Origin of the sequence: Clostridium thermosuccinogenes (assembly GCF_002896855.1) — a bacterium.
Taxonomy (GTDB): domain Bacteria; phylum Bacillota; class Clostridia; order Acetivibrionales; family DSM-5807; genus Pseudoclostridium; species Pseudoclostridium thermosuccinogenes.
This window is the reverse complement of record NZ_CP021850.1, coordinates 177,065-203,886: the sequence shown is the minus strand read 5'-3', so window position 1 is coordinate 203,886 and position 26,822 is coordinate 177,065. Positions and strand designations below refer to the sequence as shown.

Annotated in this window: 19 protein-coding genes; 8 read left to right on the top strand and 11 right to left on the bottom strand. The window is 43.7% G+C overall.

Features of this window, described 5'->3' with window-relative positions:
• Window positions 1–204: 204 nt before the first annotated feature.
• From cphA to iadA, 4 genes are all read right to left on the bottom strand, one after another.
• Window positions 205–2,856, bottom strand: coding sequence for a cyanophycin synthetase (gene cphA, locus CDO33_RS00895; RefSeq protein WP_103080336.1), 2,652 nt, complete (start codon window positions 2,854–2,856; stop codon window positions 205–207).
• A 77-nt stretch (window positions 2,857–2,933) separates the two neighbouring features.
• Window positions 2,934–3,755 (bottom strand): cyanophycinase, encoded by an 822-nt coding sequence (locus tag CDO33_RS00890; RefSeq protein ID WP_103080337.1) that lies wholly within the window; start codon window positions 3,753–3,755, stop codon window positions 2,934–2,936.
• A gap of 193 nt (window positions 3,756–3,948) precedes the next feature.
• Window positions 3,949–4,227 carry a hypothetical protein gene (locus CDO33_RS00885; protein WP_192874996.1) on the bottom strand — a complete coding sequence of 93 codons (279 nt, stop codon included), beginning with the start codon at window positions 4,225–4,227 and terminating at the stop codon, window positions 3,949–3,951.
• A 4-nt stretch (window positions 4,228–4,231) separates the two neighbouring features.
• Window positions 4,232–5,383 (bottom strand): beta-aspartyl-peptidase, encoded by a 1,152-nt coding sequence (iadA, locus tag CDO33_RS00880; protein ID WP_103080338.1) that lies wholly within the window; start codon window positions 5,381–5,383, stop codon window positions 4,232–4,234.
• A gap of 923 nt (window positions 5,384–6,306) precedes the next feature.
• Here iadA and CDO33_RS00875 point away from each other — a divergent pair.
• The 6 genes from CDO33_RS00875 (at window position 6,307) to CDO33_RS00850 (ending at window position 13,472) form a co-directional block, all read left to right on the top strand.
• On the top strand, window positions 6,307–6,942 hold the full coding sequence (locus CDO33_RS00875; RefSeq protein WP_103080339.1) for a LexA family protein: 636 nt from the start codon (window positions 6,307–6,309) through the stop codon (window positions 6,940–6,942).
• Window positions 6,943–7,582: 640 nt separating this feature from the next.
• Window positions 7,583–8,503, top strand: coding sequence for an ABC transporter permease (locus CDO33_RS00870; RefSeq protein WP_103080340.1), 921 nt, complete (start codon window positions 7,583–7,585; stop codon window positions 8,501–8,503).
• Window positions 8,504–8,514: 11 nt separating this feature from the next.
• Complete coding sequence (locus CDO33_RS00865) at window positions 8,515–9,516, top strand: ABC transporter permease (protein ID WP_242973839.1); 1,002 nt, start codon at window positions 8,515–8,517, stop codon at window positions 9,514–9,516.
• A gap of 24 nt (window positions 9,517–9,540) precedes the next feature.
• A complete protein-coding gene (locus CDO33_RS00860; protein WP_103080341.1) occupies window positions 9,541–10,569 on the top strand; it encodes an ABC transporter ATP-binding protein in 1,029 nt (342 codons plus the stop codon).
• A gap of 5 nt (window positions 10,570–10,574) precedes the next feature.
• Window positions 10,575–11,555 carry an ABC transporter ATP-binding protein gene (locus CDO33_RS00855; protein ID WP_274540077.1) on the top strand — a complete coding sequence of 327 codons (981 nt, stop codon included), beginning with the start codon at window positions 10,575–10,577 and terminating at the stop codon, window positions 11,553–11,555.
• 273 nt (window positions 11,556–11,828) lie between these two features.
• Complete coding sequence (locus CDO33_RS00850) at window positions 11,829–13,472, top strand: peptide ABC transporter substrate-binding protein (RefSeq protein WP_103080343.1); 1,644 nt, start codon at window positions 11,829–11,831, stop codon at window positions 13,470–13,472.
• Window positions 13,473–13,846: 374 nt separating this feature from the next.
• On the opposite strand, the gene leuB is transcribed toward CDO33_RS00850, so the two are convergent.
• From leuB to leuC, 3 genes are all read right to left on the bottom strand, one after another.
• On the bottom strand, window positions 13,847–14,926 hold the full coding sequence (gene leuB, locus CDO33_RS00845) for a 3-isopropylmalate dehydrogenase (RefSeq protein WP_103080344.1): 1,080 nt from the start codon (window positions 14,924–14,926) through the stop codon (window positions 13,847–13,849).
• A gap of 33 nt (window positions 14,927–14,959) precedes the next feature.
• On the bottom strand, window positions 14,960–15,457 hold the full coding sequence (leuD, locus tag CDO33_RS00840; RefSeq protein ID WP_103080345.1) for a 3-isopropylmalate dehydratase small subunit: 498 nt from the start codon (window positions 15,455–15,457) through the stop codon (window positions 14,960–14,962).
• Window positions 15,458–15,706: 249 nt separating this feature from the next.
• A complete protein-coding gene (gene leuC / locus CDO33_RS00835; RefSeq protein ID WP_103080346.1) occupies window positions 15,707–16,966 on the bottom strand; it encodes a 3-isopropylmalate dehydratase large subunit in 1,260 nt (419 codons plus the stop codon).
• Between the two features lie 267 nt (window positions 16,967–17,233).
• Between leuC and CDO33_RS00830 the strand changes: the two genes are divergently transcribed.
• Window positions 17,234–17,851 carry a DUF3298 and DUF4163 domain-containing protein gene (locus tag CDO33_RS00830; RefSeq protein WP_103080347.1) on the top strand — a complete coding sequence of 206 codons (618 nt, stop codon included), beginning with the start codon at window positions 17,234–17,236 and terminating at the stop codon, window positions 17,849–17,851.
• A 32-nt stretch (window positions 17,852–17,883) separates the two neighbouring features.
• Here the strand turns inward: CDO33_RS00830 and CDO33_RS00825 are convergent, their stop codons facing one another.
• Window positions 17,884–18,942, bottom strand: coding sequence for an MYG1 family protein (locus CDO33_RS00825; RefSeq protein ID WP_242973842.1), 1,059 nt, complete (start codon window positions 18,940–18,942; stop codon window positions 17,884–17,886).
• A gap of 2 nt (window positions 18,943–18,944) precedes the next feature.
• Here CDO33_RS00825 and CDO33_RS00820 point away from each other — a divergent pair, with 2 nt between their 5' ends.
• On the top strand, window positions 18,945–19,166 hold the full coding sequence (locus tag CDO33_RS00820) for a hypothetical protein (protein WP_103080348.1): 222 nt from the start codon (window positions 18,945–18,947) through the stop codon (window positions 19,164–19,166).
• A 184-nt stretch (window positions 19,167–19,350) separates the two neighbouring features.
• Here the strand turns inward: CDO33_RS00820 and CDO33_RS00815 are convergent, their stop codons facing one another.
• The 3 genes from CDO33_RS00815 to CDO33_RS00805 form a co-directional block, all read right to left on the bottom strand.
• Window positions 19,351–20,274, bottom strand: coding sequence for an AraC family transcriptional regulator (locus CDO33_RS00815; RefSeq protein ID WP_103080349.1), 924 nt, complete (start codon window positions 20,272–20,274; stop codon window positions 19,351–19,353).
• Between the two features lie 711 nt (window positions 20,275–20,985).
• Window positions 20,986–21,309: a hypothetical protein gene (locus CDO33_RS00810; RefSeq protein ID WP_103080350.1), complete on the bottom strand. Its 324-nt coding sequence runs from the start codon at window positions 21,307–21,309 to the stop codon at window positions 20,986–20,988.
• Window positions 21,310–21,448: 139 nt separating this feature from the next.
• Entirely contained in the window at window positions 21,449–26,812 is a 5,364-nt protein-coding gene (locus CDO33_RS00805; RefSeq protein ID WP_103080351.1) for an Athe_2463 domain-containing protein, read from the bottom strand.
• Window positions 26,813–26,822: the final 10 nt, after the last annotated feature.

Below are 26,822 nucleotides of genomic sequence, written 5' to 3'. Positions count from 1 at the left end.
AGGAAAATGTCTTAAAGCAGGGGAGCCTAAAATTATTTCCTCAGAATACGTTCCTTATATATCATTGAGTTACCTTCCGGCAATTGCTTTCTCCTCATTGCCAAGTTGAATTTTATTGACTTTAAAATTACACTTTTCTTGCTATATTTTCTCGCTATATATTTCCAAGCAAACCGCAATTAAGCATAAATCGCAGCCATTTACCTACCCTACGTGCTCCTTCACCTCTAAATCGGTGCAAAGGGAGTTTTTCTCAAGTTCATGGGCAAATCTGCTGACAAGCTCCACAGCCGGTTCAAACTCCTCATAAAGCATTACTATCATGTCTCCCGGCTGTGCATCCAGCATGGCTGTCTCAAGAGCCTCCAGCTCATTCCTTATGATTTTTACATTTTCCTTTTCTATGGGAGATTTCATTACCCCCTCATATAGTATATCTGCCACTTCTCCCGGCTTTCTTCCCCTCAAGTCCCGGTCTTCCTTGATATATATGTTGGAAAACACTTTGCCGCAGATTTCCCCCACTTCCCGAATATTTCTGTCCAGCCGGTCTCCCGGAACACCGATTATCCCTACCAGTCTCTTGGCATCCGTCTTTTGGAGGAATTTGATCAAAGCCTTGTATCCTGCAGGGTTATGCCCGTAATCCAGCATCACCTTGAAATTGCCCATATCAAACAGGTTGAATCTGCCGGGGTTGGATACGGTATCAGGCTTGAAGCTCCTGAGGCCTTTTCTTATGGCACTTATGGAAACATTGACAGAAAAAAGGGCAGATACCGCTGCAAGGGAGTTTTCAATGTTGCAGTCCACCATCCCGCCAAAAGTTATAGGGATGTCCTCCACGTTCATTACAAAGCTTCTCACTTTTCCATTGCAGATATATATTGAGCTGCCCTCCATATATACCGCCTTTCCACCTGAGCCAATATGGCTTACTACCAGTGGATTGTCAGGACTGCGTGAAAAAAGCACCATCCTTGAGCGCACCCTGGAAATCATATATTCGGCCATCTCATCGTCCGCATTTATGACCGCATAGCCATCCGGTTTTACTGCCTCAAGAACGAGGGATTTGGCAAAGGCAAGATCCTCCAGAGTCTCTATTCCGTCCAGGCCTAAGTGGTCATCGCTTACATTGATGACAACCCCCACATCCGCCAGGTCATACCCCAGTCCTTTCCTTACAATGCCTCCCCGGGCTGTTTCCAGGACCGCTGCCTCCACCCTGCTGTCGGATAAAACCATTCTGGCGCTTATCGGGCCAGTATTGTCACCTTTTAATATGCATTCATCACCAATATAGATACCACTGGTGGATGTCATGCCGACGACCTTCCCGGTGAGGGAGAGGGTATGCCGTATAAGCCGGGTGGTGGTCGTCTTTCCGTTTGTTCCTGTCACCGAAATTATCGGTATGGTGAAAGGTTTGCCTTCCGGAAACATCATGTCCAGGATATCCCCGGCTATATTTCGCTTCTTTCCTTCTGTAGGGTACAAATGCATTCTGAGCCCGGGCGCTGCATTCACCTCGATTATGGCTCCGTTTGTAGAGTTCAGAGGAACGGAAATATCTTCTGCCGTGATATCAATACCAGCTATGTCGAGGCCGATCAATTCAGCTGCTTTAACTGCCAGGGCGCAGTTATATGGGTGTATCAGGTCCGTGCAATCCTTCGCTGTCCCACCGGTGCTTAAATTTCCATTTTCTCTGAGCCGGACTGTCTTTCCCGGTTCAGGGACATAGTTTTCATCCATTCCGTATTTAGCCAGAACCTGCCGGGCAACCTCATCCAGCTTTATCTTTGTGAGAGGTTTTTCATGATCATCCCCCCGCAGCGGATTCATGTTTTCGATATCCACCAATTCCTTCACCGTATGCACCCCGTCCCCTGTCACCATGGGAGGTCTTCTTTCGGCTACTGCCGCCACCTTTCCCCCTACGACCAGAACACGGTAATCTTTACCGGGTATATATCTTTCCACTATCACGGTATTACAGTATTTTGCCGCTTCCCTGTATGCCCTGCGCACTTGATCCTCATTCCTGATGTCCAGGGTCACGCCTTTTCCCTGGTTTGCATTATATGGCTTCAAAACCAGCGGAAATCCTATTTCCCTGGCAGCAGCCACAGCGGATTCTTCTGTATAAACCAATTCCCCAAAGGGAACGGGGATATTGCTATCCATGAGTATCTGCTTTGTCAGATGCTTGTTTCCTGCTATATCTACGTTAATGCAGCTGGGGGCATCGCTTAAGGAAGCCTCGATAAGTCTTCGATATTTCCCATAGCCTAGCTGCAGAAGGCTTTCGTTTCCTATTCGCGTTACAGGGATTCCCCTTCTTCTGGCTTCATCATATATGGATTTTGTGCTGGGACCCATCTCCGACTCAATCGCAACTTTTTTCAGATTGTGCAGAATAGTGTCAATATCGATTTCCTTACCCTCTGCCAAGCACGTAACTATGTCAACGGCAGCTCTACCGCACTCTACTGCGCATTTCTCATTCTCATATTGGTAGACGATGTAATACAGACTTGGTTCCATGATAACTCTGGTTTTGCCATAGTTTACATTGCTGCCGGTCAGGCACTGCAGTTCCAGAATCAGATGCTCGGTGACATGTCCGATATAGGTTCCTTCCTTCAGACGTTCCAAAAATCCTCCCTCGTAGCCAAGGGAACAATGGTGTTTTCCCAGTCCTGGGAAAAGTTTAATAAGCTTTTCATTAAAGCCAGGAATATCCTTGGTAGTTGTCTTATAATAGTCTCCTATATTTAGAACCATTTTGACAACAGGTTTGTGGCTGTAAATATTCCTGCCTGAAAAGCACTGAATACTGTATATTTGCACTTTTTATCCTCCTAAAAGTCGTTAAAATATTGTCATGCCAGGAAGCCGTCATCAGACTTCCTGTGCCGCAACAATATCTATCCTTTGATTTCATCATAAGTTAGTACTTTTCTATTTTTCATATCAAATCCATATCCACGGGGGAGCACATGCAATGTAACGTTGGTTATTGCCAGGATTTCATCCGGCTTCAGCTCCGAGACATTGGAATTTTTAATTGAGGTACCGTCAATAATTGTAACGGCGTTAGTCCCCAGCACTTCCAGATGGGCATCGGGGAAAACCTGGATTGCTGTGTCCTCATCTATTCCAATCCCAAGAATATACGGATTTTCTGCCACTCCGCACAGAAGCCTTCCAATCCTTCCCCGCTGTTCAAAATGCTGGTCTATTATGGCTCCTTCCAATAAGCCCAGACCGGGGGCCATTTTTAGAGTGCATTTTCTGGCAGGCTCATTGTTGTCGCCGTCGACAATCATTGTAGCGCTCATAACCGAAGCCCCGGCACTGGTGCCTATTATTGCGGCTCCCTTCAAATGTGCATCCTGCAGGGCCTGATGAACTTTTGTGCCCCCCAGAATGCTCGTGATTCTAAGCTGGTCTCCTCCGGTAAAGAAGATACCCGTACATTTACCTATCCTTTGGGCATAATCATCTCTATCTGCTTCGGTTCTGGAGCTTATGTCCAGTATTTCTATATTTTTGACTCCCAGCCTCTCGAATACTCTTTTATATTCATTTCCCACTTCCATCGGTTTTTCCGTTGCAGTAGTCAGCACCATTATACTGGCATCGGCTCCTCCGGCAACCTCAACCACCTGTTTTAATATTTTGCTTTCACCATATTTATCTTCCGCTCCTCCTATGATAATGAGATTTCCCTTCACTTTTTCATCCATTTATATCCTCCGTTAAAAGTCAAATTATATCAATCTGCATAATCAGTACACTGACGCAACGTGCATATGCAAAAAGCAGCCGTATCCTTCCGGTGCGTCTTTTTATCCGGATGCTGTCATTTTTCCCAGGAACACAAAATCTCACCGGCTAATATTGTTTATTTTTACCTCTACTTTCAGTCTTATTCAAAATCTATCGCATGTAATTAAAAATTTGCATCGCATAATCCAGGATACTATTTCCAAACATCAGTCCAACGGCCATAAGAGCTATGCTCGCTACCACCAGCGGCAAACCGGCCTTGCTTTGATATTTGGACGCCAGTATGCCGGACACCACTCCTAAAAACCCAAAAATAAAAGGATATACGAATACCGATAATACTGCCGATACCCATCCTAACACCATCAGCATTATGCTCCTTCCCCGGACGGCTATCCTTGTTTTTTGTGAACTGTATGCTTCTTTCATAAAATCACCCTTCATACCTTCCTTTTTTTATAATGTTGCCCTGCTTGATAAAAGGTGAACCCTTTATAAACAGGGTATCCAGACTTAAATCCTTCTCATCAAGAACCAGGATGTCCGCATCGCTCCCGACCGACAATATGCCTTTTTTCGGATATAGCTTTAATATCCTTGCCACATTTGATGTAACTGTTTGCAGAACAGTCCCGACATCAAGCTTCTTTTCAACAATGCACGCTCTGACGTCATTCAAAAGCTGCACCATCTTACCTACCCCGGTGCTGTCTCCCTGCCCGGAAGGCATGCTTCCGTTGCCATCCGAGGAAAGCGTTACCTTTTGCATGTCAACACCTCTGCCTATGAGCATCTCCATCGCATCCGGTATGCTGTATCCTTTTTCTGAAGACTCTCCGGCGGTAAGATCGATATTCCCTCCTTTGGCGGCATATTCCACCGCCTGCTCGAACAGCTTCTTACTCCTGTTTAGATGAGTAGGGACAAACATTTCCATCGGGAAATCGGAATCCTCCAGCATATCGGTCAGAGGTGTCAAGCCCTTAAATCCGTCTCCTACATGTATATGAACCACTCCTGCTTTTGCACCGAGCAGCCCTCCCACTCTGGCCTCATAGGCCAGACTTTTCAGCATCTGCATATCAGGATGGGACGACCGGTAATCCGAAATAGCAACCTCTCCCACTCCTATGATTTTGTCTATAAGGGTAATATCTGATATGACTTTGCCTGTAAGAGTAGCGGTAGGTATGCCATAGCTGCCCGTATAAATATATGTTGAAGGGCCTTCTGCCTCAATAGCCCTTGCCTTGGCCAAAAGCCCTGCTATATTTCTCGTAATGTCATCAACTCCCAGCACGCCCACCAGTGTGGTGACACCGGCGCTTATTATGTCGCCCAGCATTATTTCAGGTATCCTGCTTACAGGGCCTTCCTCCCCACCACCTCCTACTATGTGCACATGCTGATCTATAAGCCCGGGGCAGACAATTTTCCCACTGCAATCGAACACTTCCACGTCCCATAGATTATCCTCTCCGATCCAGTCTTCCATCCTGCATATGGTTCCATAAGCCACCAATATATCTTTTTTGCCTGCGTCACCAGGCGTAAAACAGTGACCGTTTTTTAACAGCTTAAACACAAGTCCTCCTGGTCTTTATATCTATTAATACTATTTGATGTGCTAGCCAATTGGAGATAGCGTTGTGGAGAGCTAATAGAGGTATAGACAGCGTAATCTAAAGTTTCAAGCTTGTACATAGTCCAACGCTGGCTAAAATGGTAAGTCGCATTTCCTTGTTTTCTATTTTTCAAAATGCGACATCCATGTTAGCCAAGTGGAGGATAAGGCAAATCACCTGAACGCAGGGAATTGCTTTATCTTCTGCCAAGCTTGTAATTCGCTAATTGTAAATTGGCGAATTATATCGATAACTACCTTAATTTACTATAAATTTATTGTTTGTTATCAATTCTAGCTCTTTAACTCGGAACTCCGCTATCGAAAATGCTAGCACAACAAGTTAAAGCTATAAATTAATATTATCCAATCGCAAAAATTTAATACCCTAAGTGATACTAATATTTTCCACCTCAACAAACCAACCACCTCCAATGCGGCGCAAAGCCGAAAAATTCAGGCATAGCGTCTCCTTTTGAGGTTTAGATTAATTTTACTATAATGTAATTAATTTATTTGAAAAATCGAATTAAGTCTGTTAAACTATTATGCGTATTATGTAAATTAATCTGTTGTGCCAGCTATTTGGAGACATCGTTACGGAGAGCGCTAGAGATATTAGACAACGCTATCAAAGCATCAGCTTTGCTGACAGCCCGGTGCTGAGCTAACATGAAAAGCCACATTTTTGGGTTCCTTTTTTAAGATGCGGCATCCATGTTAGCGCAGAAAAGGCCAAGGTAAATGTCCTGGCGCAGGGAATTGCCTGGCCTTTTTAGCAAGTCTGCTATCTCTTTAACTCGGAACTTACGCTTTAAAATGCCGACACAACAAGTTAAGCAAAAATCCGGTTCAACTAAAGAAAAAACTGAAAGGTGATTGCTATGAATTTTGATTTCAATTCATTAACCAGCAAGCAAAAGAAAGTTTATTCGGTAATAGAGGCTTTTATCCGTGAGAAGGGCATCCCTCCCACAGTAAGGGAAATTGGCGAGCTGGCAGGCGAGAAGACTCCGGGAGCCGTACAGGGCATACTTAACCGCCTGGAAAAGAAAGGCGTTATAAAAAGGGAAGTGGGAATGGCAAGGTCCATACAGTTAGCCACCAATGATTCCCATTATCTCAAGCCGACCTTCGTACCCGAAGTCAAAAAAGTAAGCAAACGCACTTTAAATGATCTTTTAAGCGTTTACAATGTTTTACATTATCATCCTCTTTCACCATCTATATTAGGAAAATATGACAACTGTATTTTGGTAGATTATAAAAACTGTATCCTGCCGGAAAGCAACCATCAGGAAGACATTATGCTGCTGGTTTGCAGGGATGCTGAATTATCCGAAGGGGATACTGTTCTTGCCGTTTATGAAAACCATGCCTTGCTGCGTAAATACTATCCTGCTGATGTTCCAGGATATATCAAGCTTGTAGCGGATTTGGACCTTCTTGGCAAAGACATCTTCTCCACCGATGAAGTCAGCATCGTCGGTAAGCTTGTTGGCATGATAATGAAATATTAATTATTTTGGGGGGCATATTCTGTCCCCCGTAAAATATCAATGTTTTTCTACTTCTTTTTCATCTTTTGCCGTTTTCTTCCCATCGCTTTTCCAACCTCTTCTATGAATATTTTTCAGCTTTTTTATGATGCTATGAAAATCCAGCCATTCCATATATACCTATTATCTGCAATAATCCAACAGCTTTCCTTCATTTTAGACCATGCTTTCCCACATTTCCCTTGGAAGTATAAAATAACCTCCAACCTCTCCTTTAAGCTGAAAGACGCATAAATCCAGCGTTTTATCCATAGCTTCCATATTGTTTACATAACTTATTTGCTAAATGTAGTTGAAATTTAGGACTAATGATGGTATAATTTTTCGAGTTTAGAGGAGCTTCCAATGCCGTATAAATATGCATTTGCAAGGATATTTATTTTTCACGGGCATGTAAGCGCATATAAAAACAGGGATGTAAGGTTTTCCCATATGCATCCGGCCCTCAATCGGTTTTAGCTCTCCAAATGCTTGATTATACTGCAATAGCTGATGTTATATTTTTTACCATAAGCTTTAGTATATTAAAGCTTTATATGGCAAAATCGTAAATATTGCTGCTATTTTTATACATTATGTAAACTTTATAAGAGGTGTTGAAATGTACAGGTATATTTTGAAAAGGATAGCTTTCGCACTGGTTACGTTATTTTTTATTGTTACCATAACATTTTTCCTGATGCATGCAGTTCCAGGAGGACCTTTCACAGGTGAGAAAACGCTAAAACCGGAGATTCTTGAAAATCTTAATAAAAAGTATGGCCTTGACAAGCCGCTGGTTGTGCAATATGGAAATTATCTTTTAAGTCTCATAAAGCTGGATCTCGGACCTTCATACAGCCAGATAGGCACATCTGTCAACGAGATAATATCCAGATCTTTCCCGACTTCTGCCAAGCTTGGCGGCGCTGCGGTTATACTCGCCCTTCTTATGGGAATACCCATGGGAGTGCTGGCAGCTCTTAAAAGAGGACATTGGCAGGACAGGGTAATCATGCTCATAGCTACGATTGGAATTGCCGTACCAGGCTTTGTGATCGCCACCGTAGGCATGATAATTTTCGGTGTCAACCTTCGCTGGCTGCCGATAGTTGGCTTAAAATCGATAAAGCATTATATATTGCCGTCTATTTCTCTGGCTTTCTTCCCTGCAGCTTTCATTGCAAGGATGATGAGAACCAGCATGCTGGAAGTCATAAATCAAGATTATATACGCACGGCAAGAGCCAAAGGGCTGTCAAGTTTTCTGGTGGTTTTCAAGCATGCGCTGAAAAATTCGATACTGCCCATTGTTACCTACATCGGACCTCTTATGGCAGGAATAATGACCGGTAGCTTCGTTGTAGAAAAAATATTCACAATCCCGGGACTGGGAAGATACTTCATAAACAGCATCACCAACAGGGACTACTCGGTTATTATGGGTGTCACCATCTTCTATGGAGCACTTCTGATTTTGATGACTCTTGTTGTTGATATTATTTATGTATTTATTGATCCGAGAATAAAACTGCAAAAATAGGAGGAATAGAAGTGAACTCAGATATAAATAAGGTTGAACTGAATATCAAGGAAGAGCTTTTCAAGCCGGCAAGCAAAGAAGAGAGAACCCAACTGGTGGTGATGAGGGAATCCACTACTTACTGGAAAGATGTTTGGAAAAAGCTGAAAAGCAACAAGGTAGCCATTATATCATTATATGTGATCATATTGATCACCTTGCTGGCGATAGTAGGACCAATGCTCTCTCCTTACTCCTATTCGGACCAGTTCAGGGGCGAAGAACATCAGACTCCCAACGCGCAGCACTGGTTCGGCACCGACTATCTCGGAAGAGACCTCTTTGTAAGAGTGTTGTATGGTACCAGGATATCCCTTTCCATCGGTATTGTTGCCAGCATAATGGTCCTGGTCATCGGTACCGTATATGGAGCAATTGCAGGATACTTCGGAGGCAAAGTCGATAACATAATGATGCGTTTTGCTGAGGTATTAAGTGCAGTCCCTTCAACTCTCATGGTTATTTTGCTGTCAGTCGTGTTAAAAGAGCCTCTTAAGGAAGCTTTCAACACCAGTGGCGTGCTTAAGCATCTCAGCACTATAGGACCCGGTCTCATAAGCATATTTATAACCTTTGCACTGCTGTACTGGGTTGACATGGCCCGAATTGTGAGGGGTCAGGTGCTCAGCCTGAAGGAACAGGAATATGTCACTGCGGCAAAAGCCTTGGGAGGCAGCAGCCGCCGGATAATATTCAAACACCTGATACCTAACAGCATAGGTCAGATAACAGTTACCGCCACATTGGAGATACCCAGTGCCATATTTACCGAATCGTTCCTAAGCTTCATAGGCTTGGGCGTTGATGCTCCCATGGCCAGCCTCGGTTCTCTGACGGCCAGCGCCATGAACGGTATATATTCTTATCCGTACCAATTGATTTTTCCGGCATTATTTATCAGCATTATAATATTGGCCTTCAACCTGCTGGGAGACGGTCTGAGGGATGCCCTCGATCCAAGAATGAAAAAGTAATTAGAAAGGTTAAGGAGAAGCGAAATGACGAAAAATACCAAAAAATTGCTTGATATAGATAATTTAAAAGTTTCGTTTTTCACCCCGGCCGGTGAGGTTAAGGCTGTCAACGGAGTATCCTTCAGTCTTAACCAGGGTGAGGTTATGGGAATAGTCGGCGAGTCCGGCAGTGGCAAGAGTGTATCCTCTTATGCCATTATGCGGCTTATCAGCCCTCCCGGAAAAATCATCGGCGGCACCATCACTTTTGATGGCAAAAACCTCCTTGAATTGGATGAGAAAGAAATGCAGTCAATCCGGGGCAATGAAATCAGTATGATATTCCAGGATCCCATGACTTCTCTTAATCCGGTGTTCAAGATTGGGAACCAATTGATGGAAGCCATCATGAAGCACCAAAAGGTATCAAAAAAGGAAGCCCGGGAAAAAGCCATAGAGATGCTTTCCCTGGTAGGGATACCCAGTCCTGAAAAGAGGCTTGACCAATATCCTCATGAGTTTAGTGGAGGTATGAGGCAGAGGGCAATGATAGCCATGGCTCTTTCCTGCAATCCAAAGCTGCTCATTGCCGATGAGCCTACTACTGCTCTTGATGTAACCATACAGGCCCAAATTCTTGAATTGATTAAAGAACTGAAAAACAAAATCAACATGTCGGTTATACTGATAACCCATGACCTCGGCATCATATCCGACATCTGTGACAAGGTAATAGTCATGTATGCGGGAAGGATAGTCGAACAGGCCTCGATAAACGACATCTTCTACAAGCCTAAGCACCCTTATACCTGGGGGCTTTTGAAGTCTATTCCAAAGCTTAACGCCGATAAATATGAAAAGCTTGTGCCCATAGAAGGATCGCCTGTGGATCTTTTGAATCCTCCTGCCGGATGTCCGTTTGCTCCGAGATGCTCTCACTGCATGAAGATATGTCTTACGGAAAATCCTCCCTATTTTGAGGCTTCCGGCGATCATAAGGCCGCCTGCTGGCTGTTGCATAAAGATGCTCAAAAAGCAGAAAAGGTTCAGGAAGAGGGTGCTGGTGTAAAATGAACAAAATATCAGACAACAAAGATTTGCTGGTAGTTAAAGATTTAAAAAAGCACTTCGTCGCTAGAAAAGGCTTCATAAGCAAAAATTCAGTATATCTTAAAGCCGTTGACGGAGTAAGCTTCACATTAAAAAAAGGCGAAACCCTTGGCCTTGTGGGTGAAAGCGGATGTGGAAAGACTACCTTGGGAAGAACTGTGCTGAGGCTTTATGAACCTACCTCCGGCCAGATTTTTTTCGACGGTGAGGATATAACCAAAGTTGACATGAAGCCCTATCGTCGAAAGATGCAGATAATTTTCCAGGATCCCTTTGCATCGCTGGATCCCAGGATGACTGTCGGCGATATTTTAGGCGAACCAATAGATATACACAATCTGGCTTCAGGAAAGCAGGACAGAAAAGACAAAATTGCAAAGCTTATGGAACTGGTGGGCTTAAACTCAGAGCATGCAAACCGCTATCCTCATGAATTCAGTGGCGGTCAGCGCCAAAGAATAGGTATTGCCCGGGCTCTTGCCGTGGAACCGGAATTTATAGTATGTGATGAGCCCATATCCGCCCTGGACGTATCCATCCAGGCGCAGGTCATCAACATGCTGGAGGATCTTCAGCAGGATTTAGGACTCACATACTTGTTTATCGCCCATGACCTGGCTGTTGTCAAGCATATAAGCGACAGAGTAGGAGTTATGTACCTTGGAAAAATGGTTGAAATGGCATCCAGCGATGAGCTGTATAAAAATCCATTGCATCCTTATACTCAGGCGCTGCTGTCGGCAATACCGATAGCCGACCCCGACACAAGCCGAAGCCGCAAGAGGATAATCCTGAATGGCGACGTGCCAAGCCCGATAAATCCTCCGTCCGGATGCAAGTTCAGAACGCGGTGCCCATATGCTACAAAGAAATGTGCCGAAATAGAGCCTGAACTTAAAGAAGTAGCACCAGGTCATATGTCCGCATGCCATCTTATGGATAAAAAATAATATCGCTTTTTTAAAGCCAATAAAATGCTTTTTTGCGAAGGATGCCTGAAAATCCATGTGCATCGTCGGAGAATATAGATTATGTATATCGTCAAATAATATCGGTAAGGATTAAAATTCTGTTTTCTATGTTTTTTAAAAGATGTTTGTGCGAAAACAGTCATAATTTTCACTCTTATTGGTATTATGTATACTTAACCATTATTGTGCAAATAAATGACTGAAGTCATTTATTAATAAATAAAAATCCCAAAGTTAAAAGGAGGAGTATAAATGGCAAAAAAAGTTATTGCCTTATTCATGGCAATGATACTGCTGGCCGGAGTCATGGCAGGCTGTGGAAATACAAAAAACCAAAGCGCCGGAGATGGTAACAAAGGCGGCCAGGAGATAGTTGTTACCATAGGATCAGAACCTAAAACCATCGATCCCACTCTCAACAATGCAGTGGATGGTGCTACAATGATAATCCATGCCTTTGAAGGACTTACCAAGCTGGATGAGAATGGCCAGGTAGTCAAAGGTGTGGCTGAAAAATGGGACATGTCAGAAGACGGAACCAAATTCACTTTCTACATCAGGGAGGACGCTAAATGGTCCGACGGGCAACCGGTAAAGGCCCAGGATTTCGTATATTCCTGGAGGAGAGCCCTCGACCCTGCAACTGGAGCTGAATATGCTTACCAGCTGTACTACATCAAGAATGGACAGGCTATAAATGAAGGCAAAATGCCGGCAGAAGAACTGGGCGTAGTTGCCAAAGACGACAAAACCCTCGAAGTCACTCTGGAATCTGCCACATCCTATTTCCTTGAGCTGACTGCATTCCCTACATTGTTCCCATTAAGGGAGGATGCGGTTTCAAAGGATCCTGATGGTTGGGCAACCAAACCGGAAACTTATATAGGCAATGGTCCTTTCGTATTGGCATCCTGGGAACATGACTCTGAGATAGTATTCAAAAAGAATGAAAATTACTATGCCGCAGATACGATCAAGCCCTCATCCATCAAGTTCATGCTTATAGCTGATGACAATGCGGCACTGGCTGCTTACAGAAACGATGAAATAATGCTGGCAGATAGCATTCCTACGGAAGAAATCCCTGCTCTGCAGCAAAGCGGAGATATAAAAATAGATCCCCAGCTGGGAACCTACTTCTATGTATTGAATGTGGAGAAGGCACCTTTTGACAATGTAAAAGTTAGAAAGGCACTCTCCTTGGCAATAGACAGGCAGTATATAATCGACAATATAGCCCAGGGTAATCAGATACCTGCCGGTGCATTTGTTCCTTTTGCAGTGCCGGATGTGGAAGCTAATCCTGATTTCAGAACTGTAGGCAAAGACTACTATGATCCGTCAGCAGAAGCTTATGAGAACAATATAAAGGAAGCACAGAAGCTTCTTGCTGAAGCAGGCTATCCTAACGGAGAAGGCTTCCCGCAGGTAGAGCTCGCATATAACACCGAAGGCGGCCATCTGGCGATTGCCGAAGCAGTACAGGAAATGTGGAAGAAGAACCTGGGAATTTCAATAAAACTCACAGGACAGGAATGGAAAGTATTCCAGGATACAAGACAGACCGGCAATTACCAGATTGCAAGACATGGTTGGTTGGGAGACTACAACGATCCTATGACCTTCCTTGACATGTGGACATCCTACAGCGGTCAGAATGATGCAAGATGGAAGAACGCAGATTATGACAAGCTCATTGAAACTGCAAAGGTATCCGGTGACAGGGCTGAAAGAATGAAAGCAATGCACCAGGCGGAAGACCTTCTCATGGGAGAAGCTCCTATCATTCCTGTTTACTACTACACTGATGTATACGTAGTAAAGGATTACCTTAAAAACTACTATAATTCACCTCTCGGATTCAAGTACTTCATGTACGCAACAGTTGAAAAATAAACCGATAGGTTTACAGGATTATTAATATTCTATAAAATAACTGCAAAGTTGAGACAGATTCATGATATAACCGGCTGCAAAGCCGGTTATATTTTTTATATAGTGTTTTCTGCAGAGGATGCTGATAGTTTTAGTTTAGAAAGGACATGGCATAACATATGACTCAGTAAGGCATAGCTTATATTTTTAGTTTTTCACTGTCATATGCGTCTCAGCTTAAAGAGCCGTATTTTAACAAAATGCCGGGAAAACTCCCGCATATGAAAGCGGAATATTCCCCGGCATATTATACTTTATATATGGCAGCTATTTACAGCAGAATTAAAAGACCATGTCCCGCTAAAATCTCACAAAAGGTGAATTTGCTCATAAGGCTATTTACCTGCCAGTTGGTCCCTTATCAGCTTGCCCATCTCCTTCGTGCCTACTATCCTGCTGCCCTCCGATGCTATATCCCCTGTCCTGTAGCCTTTATCTAAGACTGCTTCTACAGCGTTCTCAATATCCTTTGCCGCAGCATCAAGGCCCAGGGAGTATTTTAAGAGCATGCCCGCGGACAGGATAGCTGCTATGGGATTGGCCTTGTCCTGGCCTGCTATATCCGGAGCCGAGCCATGAACAGGCTCATAAAGCCCAAGTGTACCTTTACCAAGGCTGGCGGAAGGGAGCATTCCTATAGAACCGGTTATCATTGAAGCCTCGTCGGAGAGTATATCGCCGAACATATTGGCGGTCACTATGACATCAAATTGTGCAGGATTTCTTACCAGCTGCATAGCCGCATTATCCACATACATGTGATTTAGCTCCACTTCCGGGTATTCCCCGGCCACCTTCTGCACAACCTCTCTCCACAGTCTCGAGCTTTCAAGCACATTGGCTTTATCCACCGATGTCACCTTGCTGCGCCTTTTTTGCGCCGCTTCAAATGCAATTCTTGCAATCCTCTCAACTTCAGCAGTGCTGTATGTTTCGGTATCAAAAGCCGCTTCTCCTGCTTCTGTCTGGAACCGGCCTTTTTTTCCGAAATACATGCCCCCTGTAAGCTCACGAACCACCATGATGTCGATACCTGTACCTACAACCTCTTTTTTTAACGGTGAAGCATCCTGGAGAGCCGGATAAATCACTGCCGGCCTTAAATTAGCGTATAGTCCCAGACCTGCCCGGATTCTAAGCAATCCGGCTTCAGGCCTCTTATCCCCAGGAAGCAAGTCCCATTTTGCTCCTCCTACGGCGCCCAAAAGAACAGCATCACTTTTCTTGCAGGCTTGCAGAGTATTTTCCGGCAAAGGGTCGCCGCAAGCATCTATTGCACATCCGCCTATCAATTCTTCATTAAAATCAAACTCATATCCATATTTGCTTCCTACGGTTTTCAGGACCTCGACAGCCTGCTCCGTAACCTCCGGCCCTATCCCGTCACCGGGAAGCACTGTAATTCTATATCTCATAAGACCATTCTCCTCTTTTGCCCACTGCATCCATCAATCAACCGACAATTGGTTTTTTACATATCCCATCAAGCCATCGGATGCTATTATCTTTTTTATAAACTCCGGGAACGGGTTTGAAAGATATTCCTTACCCGTCGTGAGATTGATTATCTTTCCGGTGTCAAAATCGACACTTACTTGGTCGCCGTCCGAAATATCCCTTGCCGCCTCCGGACACTCGAGGATCGGCAGTCCAATATTTATTGAATTTCTGTAAAATATTCTCGCAAAGGTCTCAGCTATGACGCAGGATATACCGGAAGCCTTTATTGCGATAGGAGCATGCTCCCTCGAGGAGCCACATCCGAAATTCTTTCCTGCAACCATTATGCTGCCCTTTTCCACCTTGTTCACAAAATCCTTGTCAATATCCTCCATGCAGTGCTTTGCCAGCTCCGCAGGGTCAGACGTGTTCAGATACCTCGCCGGGATTATGACATCGGTATCCACGTTGTTGCCATATTTGATCACTTTTCCCTGTGCTTTCATCTACCTCAAACCTCCTTATCGCAGTTGATGATACGAAATCTGCTTATACGAACCATTTATATCTCACTAAAGGGAATTTCCTAACGGATACCTTTAAGGCAAGTACCTAAGTAAAAATGACTTCATAAGGCATCTTGCCGGTAAGCATATCTCTATATAATGTAATGAATATTTTGATTTGATCCTTAACTTTACTTATAAATATATCCAGAAATACTTGCCAAACACTGCATATCGATTATTGGCTGATTATAGCTCTTCCGGTCCTGCTATTCTTCCGGCTACTGCCGATGCAGCCGCTACTGCAGGACTTGCCAGGTACACTTCGCTTTCAGGGTGCCCCATTCTGCCTACGAAGTTCCTGTTGGTAGTCGCTACGGCTCTTTCGCCCTTTGCCAGTATGCCCATATGGCCGCCAAGGCATGGTCCGCATGTAGGCGTACTTACTGCCGCTCCAGCATCAACAAATATATCAAACAGGCCTTCATTCATAGCTTGCTTCCATATCTTCTGGGTGGCAGGTATGATGATGCATCTCACGTCAGGATGTATTTTTCTGCCTTTAAGAATTTCCGCCGCAACCCTCATATCCTCAATCCTTCCATTGGTGCATGAACCAATCACCACTTGGTGTATTTTTACATCTCCCACCTCGTCAATTGTCCTGGTGTTTTCAGGAAGATGCGGAAACGCAACCGTAGGCTTTATGCTGGAAAGGTCTATCTCATAAGTTTTCTCATACTCTGCATCTTCATCTGCTTTATACACCTTGTAAGGCTTTGTTGAATGCTCCCGCACATATTCGAGGGTTTTCTCATCCACTTCGAAAATGCCGTTTTTACCGCCGGCCTCAATAGCCATATTTGCCATGGCAAACCTGTCGTCCATCGACAAATGCTTCAGGCCTTCTCCGGTAAACTCCATTGATTTATACAGCGCACCATCTACTCCTATCATGCCTATTATGTGAAGTATGACGTCTTTACCGCTTACCCATTTTGAAGGCTTGCCCTTCAGAACAAATCTTATTGCTTCCGGAACTTTGAACCATGCTTCGCCGCTTGCCATACCTGCTGCCATGTCGGTGCTTCCCACACCTGTGGAAAAGGCTCCCAATGCTCCATAGGTACATGTATGGGAATCAGCTCCTATAACCACATCTCCCGGTACAACCAGACCTTTTTCCGGAAGAAGCGCATGCTCCACTCCCATCTGGCCTATCTCGAAGAAATTAACAATACCCATTTCCCTGGCGAACTCCCGGATAAACTTAACCTGCTCGGCAGATTTGATATCCTTGTTCGGAGTAAAATGGTCCGGTACTATAGCGATTTTATTTATATCAAAAACCTTGTTAAGCCCTGCTTTCCTGAACTCTTTGACTGCCACAGGAGTTGTGACATCATTGCCCAGCACCATATCCAGCTTGGCGCTTATCAACTGACCTGCCTTGACGCTTTTCTGTCCGGAATGGTCAGCCAGTATTTTTTGTGTCATCGTCATGCCCATAATAAAACCCTCCTTATTGTTAAATAGATTATACATGCTTATCACTCTGTCTTCTTCCCGATACTTATTGACAATTGAACGGTTTTTTCACGTTTTTTGATATATGCGCCATCATAAGCATATATAACAGTCTGCGGACATAGAAGACCTGTTTCCTCAATTTTTGCTGCATCCCGGTGGTAACCGAGCACATTTTCCGCCCGGTAGGAATAAACTTACATCAGGATTATTTTTGACGGAGCAGAAATGATAGTTATGAGTACGGTGATGAATACAGTGATGCCGCCGGTCATGGTGTTCACCCGCAGGCTTTTGATGCCGAATATGAACCTCTTTTATCCTGTTGTGTCAGGACTTCCAAACATGGCAGTGCAGCAGAGCATAAACAACAGGATTTATAACCTTGTCATTCAACTTATAGCTCAACAGGGATATTATGAGAACCCACAAACCCAAGTTACAGGCTGGTACGAACTAAAGTCCAATTTAAGGGGTATACTAAGCCTAAATATCGGCAATTATTCTTACCCACCCATGGCTGCCCATGGATTGACAGTGATCAAGTCCCTCACTTTTGACATTCAGACAGGAAGGGAATATCAATTAAGTGATCTGTTTAAGCCGGGCAGTGATTATGTAAGCCTGATTTCGGAGAACATAAGAAAGCAGATTGCGGAAAGGGATATACCACTGCTGGACAACTTTAAAGGTATAAGCCCCAACCAGGACTACTATATCGCCGACAAGGCTCTGGTGGTGTATTTTCAGACGTATGAAATCACCCCTTATGTGGTGGGACTTCCCATGTTTCCCATTTCAGTTTTTGAGCTTCAGGAAATTGCGGCAGACAACGGACCCATTGACAGAATGGCTACCAATGACTAGAAAAAAAGCCCGGGTTTCTCCAGGGCTTTTTTCTATATCCTTATCCGAACTTTGTATCTTGATTTGTTTTTTACCTTTCCGAACAGATTTTTAAATGCTTTCAAAGTTTTCGATGACTTCAAGTCTTTTGGTGCTTTTAGGATCTTCGGGATAATAATTTCCGGACGCCTGTCGATCGCTATATCCGCCATCTTCATTATGCTTTCGAAGGACTTCGCTCCGGCAATGAATCTTGCAGGGTGGCAGAATACCGCATCATCGATGCCTATAATTTTACCGAGCTCCTCATCCCTTTTTCCAGCCCACTCTTTCGGCAAATTCTTTCTGGATTCGAAGGAGCCGCCTTCCTTTCTCACCGTCTGAAGGGCATAGCCTTCCCTGTTGGGGTACACAACAAATAACACCTCTTTTTCGGTGTCGATTTCTTGAAGTATCCTTCCCCATGGGCAATATTGATCAAGAACCAGCAGTTGGGGCTTGGTGCGGTTTTTGTAAGCCTCAATCACTTTGCTTCTCGCTTTTATGATTGAAAATTGCTGATTGATAGTATTGTCAAGAACCATTGATGCCAGGCTCACTGCTTCATGAAAAGCATCATCCTCGTCCTTGTGCGAATACCATGGCGGATTGAAGCCTGAAATGATGGTTGATATGCACATGGTGGGAATAATGGTTTCACTGGTCTTCACTCCGTTATCGTTGGCATCCACCCCTTCCATCAAGACCGCATCAATTTGCTTGAAGACCCAGTCTATATCAGATTCCGTCAGGGAACTATCCCTGGCTCTTATCACATCTCTCCCGAACTTCCTCCATATTAAGCCGCAAGCTGCGTAGGGGGTGCCGCTTTCCCGATAAATTTTATCATTGTCATGATGGTCGAACTCGCCGCCTCCCACGTCATATACCAGCTCCAGACTGCTTAACACCTCCGGGTCTCTGCTTCTGACTACCTCTATGTCATATATTTCTTTAAGAATTGCAGTCGCCAACACCTCGTCGGCATGGAATTTTCCATTGTGGGTTCCTACTCTTTTAAAAGGTTTCTTGTTATCTATAATATCATCCTCCCATCCAAAAAGGAAATCCATGAATGCCAATCAAATTGCTAAACTTCATCGCACAGGAAGGCTGTGTAATTATGTTGCCCATCATTAGCGGCGATCATCCGGTGTTGGTTCGCTTTTTTATTTACTTTATCTGCTATGGAAAAGATTCAATATTAATAGAAATAAAAGCTCAAAGACATGATGCTTTTGAACATGAAAAAAGCCGCAGGCTTGCTTTACCTTGCGACTTCCGTACTATCAGCTGATTTATAACTAATTGATTTAATTGACAATTTCCTCTTATTTTCCTCATAAAAGCAACCTTCTAAAGCTGTAAACTGTTTCATGAGATCAAGACAGGCCTTCATCCCAGTGACTAAAGTCACAGGCTTTCGGCTAAGTATTATGTTAACTTGATCCCTCCCCTGATCTGCTTAAGAATCTTCTCTTTTATCCTCGCCGGTTCAGAATCTTTTCCTTTTCCTGCTTTCTGTACTGAAGGGGTGTCTGCTTAACATATTTTTTGAAAATCTCATTAAACCTCTGTTGATTTGAAAATCCTACGCTCAGCGCGATATCGCTTATTTTAAGGTTTGTCTCAACAAGCAGCTCCTCCGCCCTGGCAATCCTAACCTTGAGCAGATAATTTATAGGGCTTATGCCCACCTCTTCCTTGAAAGCCCTTGTAAAATAGCTCGGACTCAGAAACACGAACCTTGCTATATCTCCCAGGGAAATATCCCTTTCAAAGTTGTTGTTTATATAATTTACCGCAATCCGGATCAGTTCCTTAAGCTTGGGGCTCTTGTCCTTTATGCTGTTCTCCCATTCCATTTTCAGCGCTCTTGAAATGAGCACAAACAATTCCAGCACAAGGAGGTAATTCAAAAATTCACTGCCTATTTCCTGGCTTTCCCTTTCCTTTAAAATCCTGTTTAACAGCAATATTATATCATTCTTCTGGCTTACCTTGAGGGAAATAAAAGGTCCGGATTCCCGTCCGCTTACAAAGTTAAGGAAATCCCCCAGGGATACCTCCGAATAATCGCTGTGCATCTGACCGGCAAACTTGAAACTCAAAACGATGAATTCGCATCCCGGTTCCGATTTTACAATGAATTTATGCGGTTGATTCGGTTTTATAATGATTATGTCATTGGGTCCTATGGGCGCAGGCTGGCCGGAAATTTCAAAAACGGCTTTTCCCTTTTTCATATATACCATTTCATAAAAGTCATGGATATTCGGCTCCATAGACCAGCTGGTATCATGCACCCTCTCAATGCTCTTGACTATCACTGGCAGATAATCCGAAGATTTGAGCAAGCTTTCCCAAGCCTTTGGAAGAACAGACACATCTTTATCCATGTCCATACAACCGATCCCCCTATTCTCAAACATTACATTTATTATAATATATTTAGCTACATTTTACTACAGCATGCATTTTTGTCTCCAATTCACATTATAAATTTATGTCAACTGAGCGTGTGGTTATGAAAGATAGTTTAAAAGATGGTTAAAAGATAGTTTAAAAAGATAGTCTAAAAATTAGTTTGAAAGATAGCTTCAAAAGATGTCATGTATGTAAATGAACACCAAGAATTCTGAGCTTTTCATTATTGCATGCAATTTAGCACTACATAAGAGTTTCTAAGATGTTATAAGCATGGATTTGACGAATCTACAAAAAGTCTATTGTAGCTCAATAGCAGGTTTATGCATGGATGATAGCCTGCTAACAAGCTAATAATCTCATGATTTATAAATTGCCCCCTATCAAAGCGATGAGCCATCTGCCAAAAGAAAAATACGATATATGCCTGTTAGCATCAAAGATGCAAAAGTTATAACATACGCCGTAATACAGATGGGTACCGGGAATGAAATGCCTGGAGAAAGCATCATTAAAAGCCTTAAAGAAAAAAACGATGGATATAAAAATCTTTACTATAATAATTACTATTTACCGGTTATACTGCCAAGAAAAAATGGCTTATACCAAGAATCTTCTGATAAATTAGGAAATCAATCATTTTACTACTCCCCAAAATTTGTAATTCAGACCGAAGCCGACCACTACAGCTACTTAACCCTTTTCTCTACTCCGCCTTTTATTACAGTTATCTCAACATCCTGCTTTTCAAGCTTTTCCTCGATGGAATCCAAACGCTTTGCCTGTTCCTTCTGCATTTCATATACCATTTGGTAGCCTTCCAAAGAGGCCTTTATATCAGGCTTTATTTCACTCTCCAGAATAGTTTCAATTTTTCTAAACCGGTCATCGGTTTCCTTCCTGAATTCGTTAAAATCCTTTTCCAGACCTTCAAACCTGTTCTCCAGACTTTCAAACCTGTTTGTGAATTCACTGTACATCCTGGTCAACAATTCTAAAATCTTATCATCCATTATATGACCCTCCGAACCGTTTATGTTTATTTCTGATTGAACTTACTGATTAATATTTTATCATAACAGCAATCTCAGGCAAGGGGTAAACAGACTTTCCTCCCAAAAGGGTTCTACAAAAAGCATGGTGCATATCCAACTAATCTACCGGCTGTATGTATATCAAATCATATACATTGCCGGTTATATTTATATCTGTGATCATATAAGTGTCGGAGGAACTTCCCTTGTATGCCGTTACTTTCATCCAGTACGGGCTCCTCAACACATTGTTGTCCCAGTCTTTGGTACTTGGAGCCAGCGGCAGGATGTATTCCCACACTGCTTTATTGTCATTAACAGCAGGCTGGTAGGGAAATCCCACATAATAGCCCACCATCTCCCTGTAATCATATCTGTTGCCCTTAGGATCAACATACATCATAGCTTCCAGTTCAGGGCTGAATCTCACTTCTATCCTTTCGGGATTACCTATCGTCGTTACCTCTACTCTGACCTTTTCAAGGCTAAGGAACCTATGAGGCTCATTGGTCATGCGTTTTCCCAATAGGTCTGTCTGCCCGCGCCAGTGATTCCAATAGCCGGATATGGTTACGCTGGTGATTTTTACAGGATTATATATATACGGCCCGAAAACTCTGTAGGTCGAATTGCCGGCGTTATCGAAAGCTTCAACATGCAGGTAATGTGCAACATTTTCTATAGTAAGGGAAGTAGTAAAACTGCCGGCAGTTGATGTTGACCATCCGCTTGTGGGTTTTGCAGTAGTAGTTGACCACCTGTAGTTAGTCTGTTTTAATCCGCTTCCTCCAGTATCAACAGATGTCACCGCCACGGTGACCGGATTGGTGCTTTCCAATGTTGCAGGGTTAGCAGTTATTGTAGGGGCTATCTTGTCTATATAATAGGTTCCTGATGTTACATAGCCAATATTACCGGCATTGTCCTGGATCTCTGCCTGTATCTTGTTAAGACCGGTAGTATCAACGACTACAGTCCAGTTTGTGTCCCCTGTTACATAATTGCTCCATTCCCCATAGGTGCTGCCGTTATCGGTGGACTTCCTGTACCTCCATTGTTTAATGCCGCTGCCGCCTGTATCCGAAGGATCGATAACCACATTTACATTAGTGTTTCTCCAGGAAGCAGAATTGGGGTTAAACACTGCCGAAGGTGGTGTCTTATCTATTTTATATGGCCCTCTCATGCGGTAAAATCTGTTTCCGCCGTAATCGAACGCTTCCATATGCAGATACCATACACCTTGCGTTGACTGTGTTACATTAAATGTGCCGGCGATATTCATTGTCCAGCCGGAAGTCGGCTTTGTGGTTGATGTGCTCCACATATAGTTAGTGTAGGCATAATCCCCCGAAGGATCGCTGGCCGTGATAGTACAGGTTACATTGGCATTTGTCCAATCTACACTTGTAGGGGTTGCGTCAACTGTCGGCGCCGGATTGGCCAAAAGTGTAAAGTTCATTCTAAAGGGATCAGACCATACACCTTCTACATCTTTGACATAGTACTCCAGCTCATAATTGCCCGGAGAAAGCTTTGCCGGGATGTAATAGTTCCAGTCGGCGCCTACCTGACGGAACTTGATTTTCCTTTCCACTATACCCTTATCCGCCCTGCTGTATTGATGATCCAAGTCATAGGACTTGTCCGCCCAGGTGGTGTTGTATGTTGTGGTGGTTTTGTCAAATGTCCATTGCAGTTCAGCCAGGGCTATAGGCTTCCTGTGGGCATAGACCGTAATATACGGTGTTCCGGAATAATAGCTGTAACCGGCAAACCTCGGATCGGTGGAAGGTTGGTCTTTTATCCTCCTGTAAATATTGTATTTGCCCACTTTATTGAGCTTTGTGGCCTTTGTTGTTGTCCATCCACTGGTTTGGCTGAACTCCGGCACTGCAAAGCTATCCAAGCCCTGAGTATTGTCAAAGTAGTTGGCATCCTGGACATACAGGAATTTAGCCTCAACTATCGGGTCATTCTCCTGGTCGAAATCATCAACCTTAAAGTCTATAGTGTCAACCCCTGCCAGAACATAGTACCCATCTTTTTTCGGAATGGTTTCAACTATGAAGTTGAGAGCATTGTTTATATCTGCGCTTATGTCCCCTGTAACCGGTATATATTTGACCGATGAAACCTGGGATGCAGCAGCAGAGCTGCCTATCAATATGAGCTTTGCTCCGGACTTGCTCAATACACTTTGAAGATCCGGCATATCATTAATTTTTCCATCGCTTATATATATCACATACTTTTCCGATGTTGCCCGGAAAGGATCGATATAAGGCGCCTTTACATATTTGTAAATAGTTCCGCTATAAAAGCCTGTATAGTTAGGAACCCATTGCCAATCCGATACCCAGTATTGCACCTTTCTTGTAACAGTACCGGAATAATATGCGGTATAATATCTAACCCTTGTATATGTAGCACCTTCCTCAGCCTCTCCCGAAGGTACTCCGCTATCATATGTCTTTTCGACATTCCTTTTTTCTAAAGTTCCGGTAAATCCATCGGCATCACTATAGCTTATGGTAGGGGTATCGGAGCCGCTAGAACCAGTCTCGACCCAACTACCATTTGTGTATTTGTAATAATTATAGTTGTATCCACCAGCTGTACTTGTTGCGGTTTTTGATTCTTCCCTTTCCTCATAGTGGCCGAAATCCTGGTAGCTTCCGTTATCGCTTACGCTTGTCCTGGACAATGTTCCGGAATACCCACCGCTTGAGTAGTATACGCTGGAAGGAGGATATGATGTACCGGTATTCCTGCTAGCGCTTGCCGACTGGGAATAGGTGTATGTCTTTAAATCCCAATGCTCAACTACAGGATTAAAATTATACATCCTCAGGTAGTTATTGAGATCCATCCTTCCGTTTTTTACATGGTCAATTTTCTGCTGCGCCAGCTGGGAGTCGGTCAGGATATGTACATCCACTTGTGCCCTCTCCATGGGCACATCGGTGTATATATCCGTCTGCGGTACATAGTTGTCAACCCAGAAATCCCTTTCGATTACTTTTACCTGGGCATCGGCAGCTGTAACATGTCCGTCGATAAAGCTTCCATGCATCTTTTCCTTAGAAGTAATCTTAAACCTGTACATGCCCAGCTTTGAAACGGTATATTCGGGGAATTCCCCATTGGCAACGTTGTTCCAGGTTTTCAACAGGGTTTCCGGCTCACCGTCATTGTCGGCATCATGGTAAAGCTGTACTGTTGTACTCTCAATGCTGTCGCCGTCAGTGCTTACCGATTCAAAGAAATACGATTTTATAGTTTCGCCCCTGGCAACGGATACATTGTTAAGCTCACATATAACTGCCGGCGGCGTATCCGGTAGAATTTCAAAATCCAATACATAGGGATCGGATACTCGTCCCAGGGTATTAGTTCCTACCAGGGTTATTCTGTATGAACCCGGCTCTTTGAAGGTAAACTCCCGGTACATGTCGGTAAGAGTTCCGCTTTTTATGGCTGTGTTGGAAGCCCCTCCCCCAACTGCTTCCACCGTCCATTCATATTTTACTATGGGGTATGTTTCAATGACCTCTTTTGTGTTGGCCAGCGGTGATGTGTTTTCGACGGACTGCTTTCTGTTCTGCTTGTAATCACCGGAGAAGATAAATTGCACCCTGGGCTTGGTGTTCAATACCCTTATCCATCTTGAGGTATAGGATACCGAACCATCCGATGCCGTATATACAACTATTATGTTTGCCAGCCTGTCATATCCGCACTCTCCGAACACAAATTCACCACTGAAAAATTCATCATAGCTTACCGGATCACCGTCCACATAAACCTTTTTGCTTACTATATCTACAGCCCCGCCCTTAGCATCCTTATATTCAGTCCTGTCCTCTGGCTTATATGGCACTATGTCAAAAGCCGGTTCAGGAAGGTATACATCGGGGTTTATAAAATCCGGCGGATCCACTTCCTCTTCTATTTCTTCCTTAGGAGGAGGTGGAGGAGGGGGAGGAGGGCCTTCTTTCACCTCAAATGGTATATGGTAGGTATAAACACTGCTGCTTATTTCAGTAGGCTCCGACTTATTTTCTTTGCTGTAAAACCTTGCAGTTGCCTTATAGGATACCTCTATCCCGGTTTTTCCTTCCTTATATGCCCTTATTATATCCGATACTTTCATGGTTATTGTGAAGGTAGCCCGGCCATGAGCATTGCCATCGCCCTGCCAGTCCACATAATATGGGGATTTTTTGTCCCAGCTGGCATTAGGCACACCGCCAAGGTTGGTTTTATCCGTAAGATTAATCCTCCATGCGTCCTCCCCTGCCACCATGTCATTTCTGTTGAAGTATATGGTCTTTTTTATCGGGTCGTTGAATATGTCTTTATCAGGTAGGGTGCTTATGACCTGTAATTCAACTTTTTTCGTTTCATTCAGATGCTTTTTATAATCGTCGGAATCATCCCAGTCTCTGATACTTATATCCTGCATTTCGTTAGTCAGCACAACGATCTCTGCTGAAACTTCTCCTTTTTTTAGCTTATCACCAAAAGCCGGTATAAAAGCCGTTCTATAGCGATATGTGCCATCCTGGGCCCTTATCCACATTTTTGCTTCACCGGGATATAAAGGAGTTGGAGCCGACATCACGTTGGCGTAATTATATGCCAACCTTCCGTTATAGCTGGAAACGACTCCCGATAAGTCGTCAGGCGCTTCGGCATTGCTCCAGTCCAGGGTAGTTATGGGCTGCTTGGTTTTGGTATCGGCTTCGTCTTTATAAAAGCCTTTGGAGATCCATTCGGCTAGCGTCTGCGCTTCTTCCGAAGGCTGCTTGCCTTGACGAATATCCATATCATAATACTGCAATGCATAATCATTCCAGTCACTTATTTCAACAATCCTATTATCCCATGGCTTATATATCCACTTGTATTCATTCATGTTCTTTCCTACACCGTCTATGGGAAAGGAAGTGTTGGAATACAGGTTTCCGGAGGCATCATAACCATGATACCGGTATTCTCCCCTTTCTCCCCCTCTAGCGTAGTATTGTCCACATGTAGGATCATCCTTTTTTGTTTTCCAGTCCTTGTAACCGTTAACTGCTGTCAACCTGGGATTTACCCCCACATCGGTGGCCTTGCCGTATACAACGATGTGCTTATCGTTCCAAAGCTTGAAATTAAAGCCATACTTTTTCCCTCCGACTTGAACGTAAGGAGAAGTTACAAATTCCGGCAGCTGCCCAGAGGATTTAAGAGTATTCCATGCCTTGGCGCTGGTATCGGCATTCGGGTTTGAAACATTGTATACCTCCGGGGCATAAACTCCCATCGTTCCATTGGAAACCCTTATTTTGTCCATCCCTATTTCATATTTAGGCTCTTCTTTAGGCTCTGCTGCTAAAACTTCGATGCCACCGGTATAGGAAATAATAATTTGAAGGGAAGCTATTATGGACATAATCAAAAGAAACGCTATTGGTCGTTTAATTCGATTCATAGGAGACCTC

What these genes read in the sequence shown, in the direction of transcription:
- CDO33_RS00890 (WP_103080337.1), bottom strand. Translation starts at nt 3,755, where the DNA reads ATGGATGAAAAAGTGAAGGGAAATCTCATTATCATAGGAGGAGCGGAA.
- CDO33_RS00885 (WP_192874996.1), bottom strand. Translation starts at nt 4,227, where the DNA reads ATGAAAGAAGCATACAGTTCACAAAAAACAAGGATAGCCGTCCGGGGA.
- CDO33_RS00875 (WP_103080339.1), top strand. Translation starts at nt 6,307, where the DNA reads ATGAATTTTGATTTCAATTCATTAACCAGCAAGCAAAAGAAAGTTTAT.
- CDO33_RS00870 (WP_103080340.1), top strand. Translation starts at nt 7,583, where the DNA reads ATGTACAGGTATATTTTGAAAAGGATAGCTTTCGCACTGGTTACGTTA.
- CDO33_RS00860 (WP_103080341.1), top strand. Translation starts at nt 9,541, where the DNA reads ATGACGAAAAATACCAAAAAATTGCTTGATATAGATAATTTAAAAGTT.
- CDO33_RS00850 (WP_103080343.1), top strand. Translation starts at nt 11,829, where the DNA reads ATGGCAAAAAAAGTTATTGCCTTATTCATGGCAATGATACTGCTGGCC.
- leuB (WP_103080344.1), bottom strand. Translation starts at nt 14,926, where the DNA reads ATGAGATATAGAATTACAGTGCTTCCCGGTGACGGGATAGGGCCGGAG.
- leuD (WP_103080345.1), bottom strand. Translation starts at nt 15,457, where the DNA reads ATGAAAGCACAGGGAAAAGTGATCAAATATGGCAACAACGTGGATACC.
- leuC (WP_103080346.1), bottom strand. Translation starts at nt 16,966, where the DNA reads ATGGGCATGACGATGACACAAAAAATACTGGCTGACCATTCCGGACAG.
- CDO33_RS00830 (WP_103080347.1), top strand. Translation starts at nt 17,234, where the DNA reads ATGAATACAGTGATGCCGCCGGTCATGGTGTTCACCCGCAGGCTTTTG.
- CDO33_RS00825 (WP_242973842.1), bottom strand. Translation starts at nt 18,942, where the DNA reads ATGGATTTCCTTTTTGGATGGGAGGATGATATTATAGATAACAAGAAA.
- CDO33_RS00820 (WP_103080348.1), top strand. Translation starts at nt 18,945, where the DNA reads ATGCCAATCAAATTGCTAAACTTCATCGCACAGGAAGGCTGTGTAATT.
- CDO33_RS00815 (WP_103080349.1), bottom strand. Translation starts at nt 20,274, where the DNA reads ATGGACATGGATAAAGATGTGTCTGTTCTTCCAAAGGCTTGGGAAAGC.
- CDO33_RS00810 (WP_103080350.1), bottom strand. Translation starts at nt 21,309, where the DNA reads ATGGATGATAAGATTTTAGAATTGTTGACCAGGATGTACAGTGAATTC.
- CDO33_RS00805 (WP_103080351.1), bottom strand. Translation starts at nt 26,812, where the DNA reads ATGAATCGAATTAAACGACCAATAGCGTTTCTTTTGATTATGTCCATA.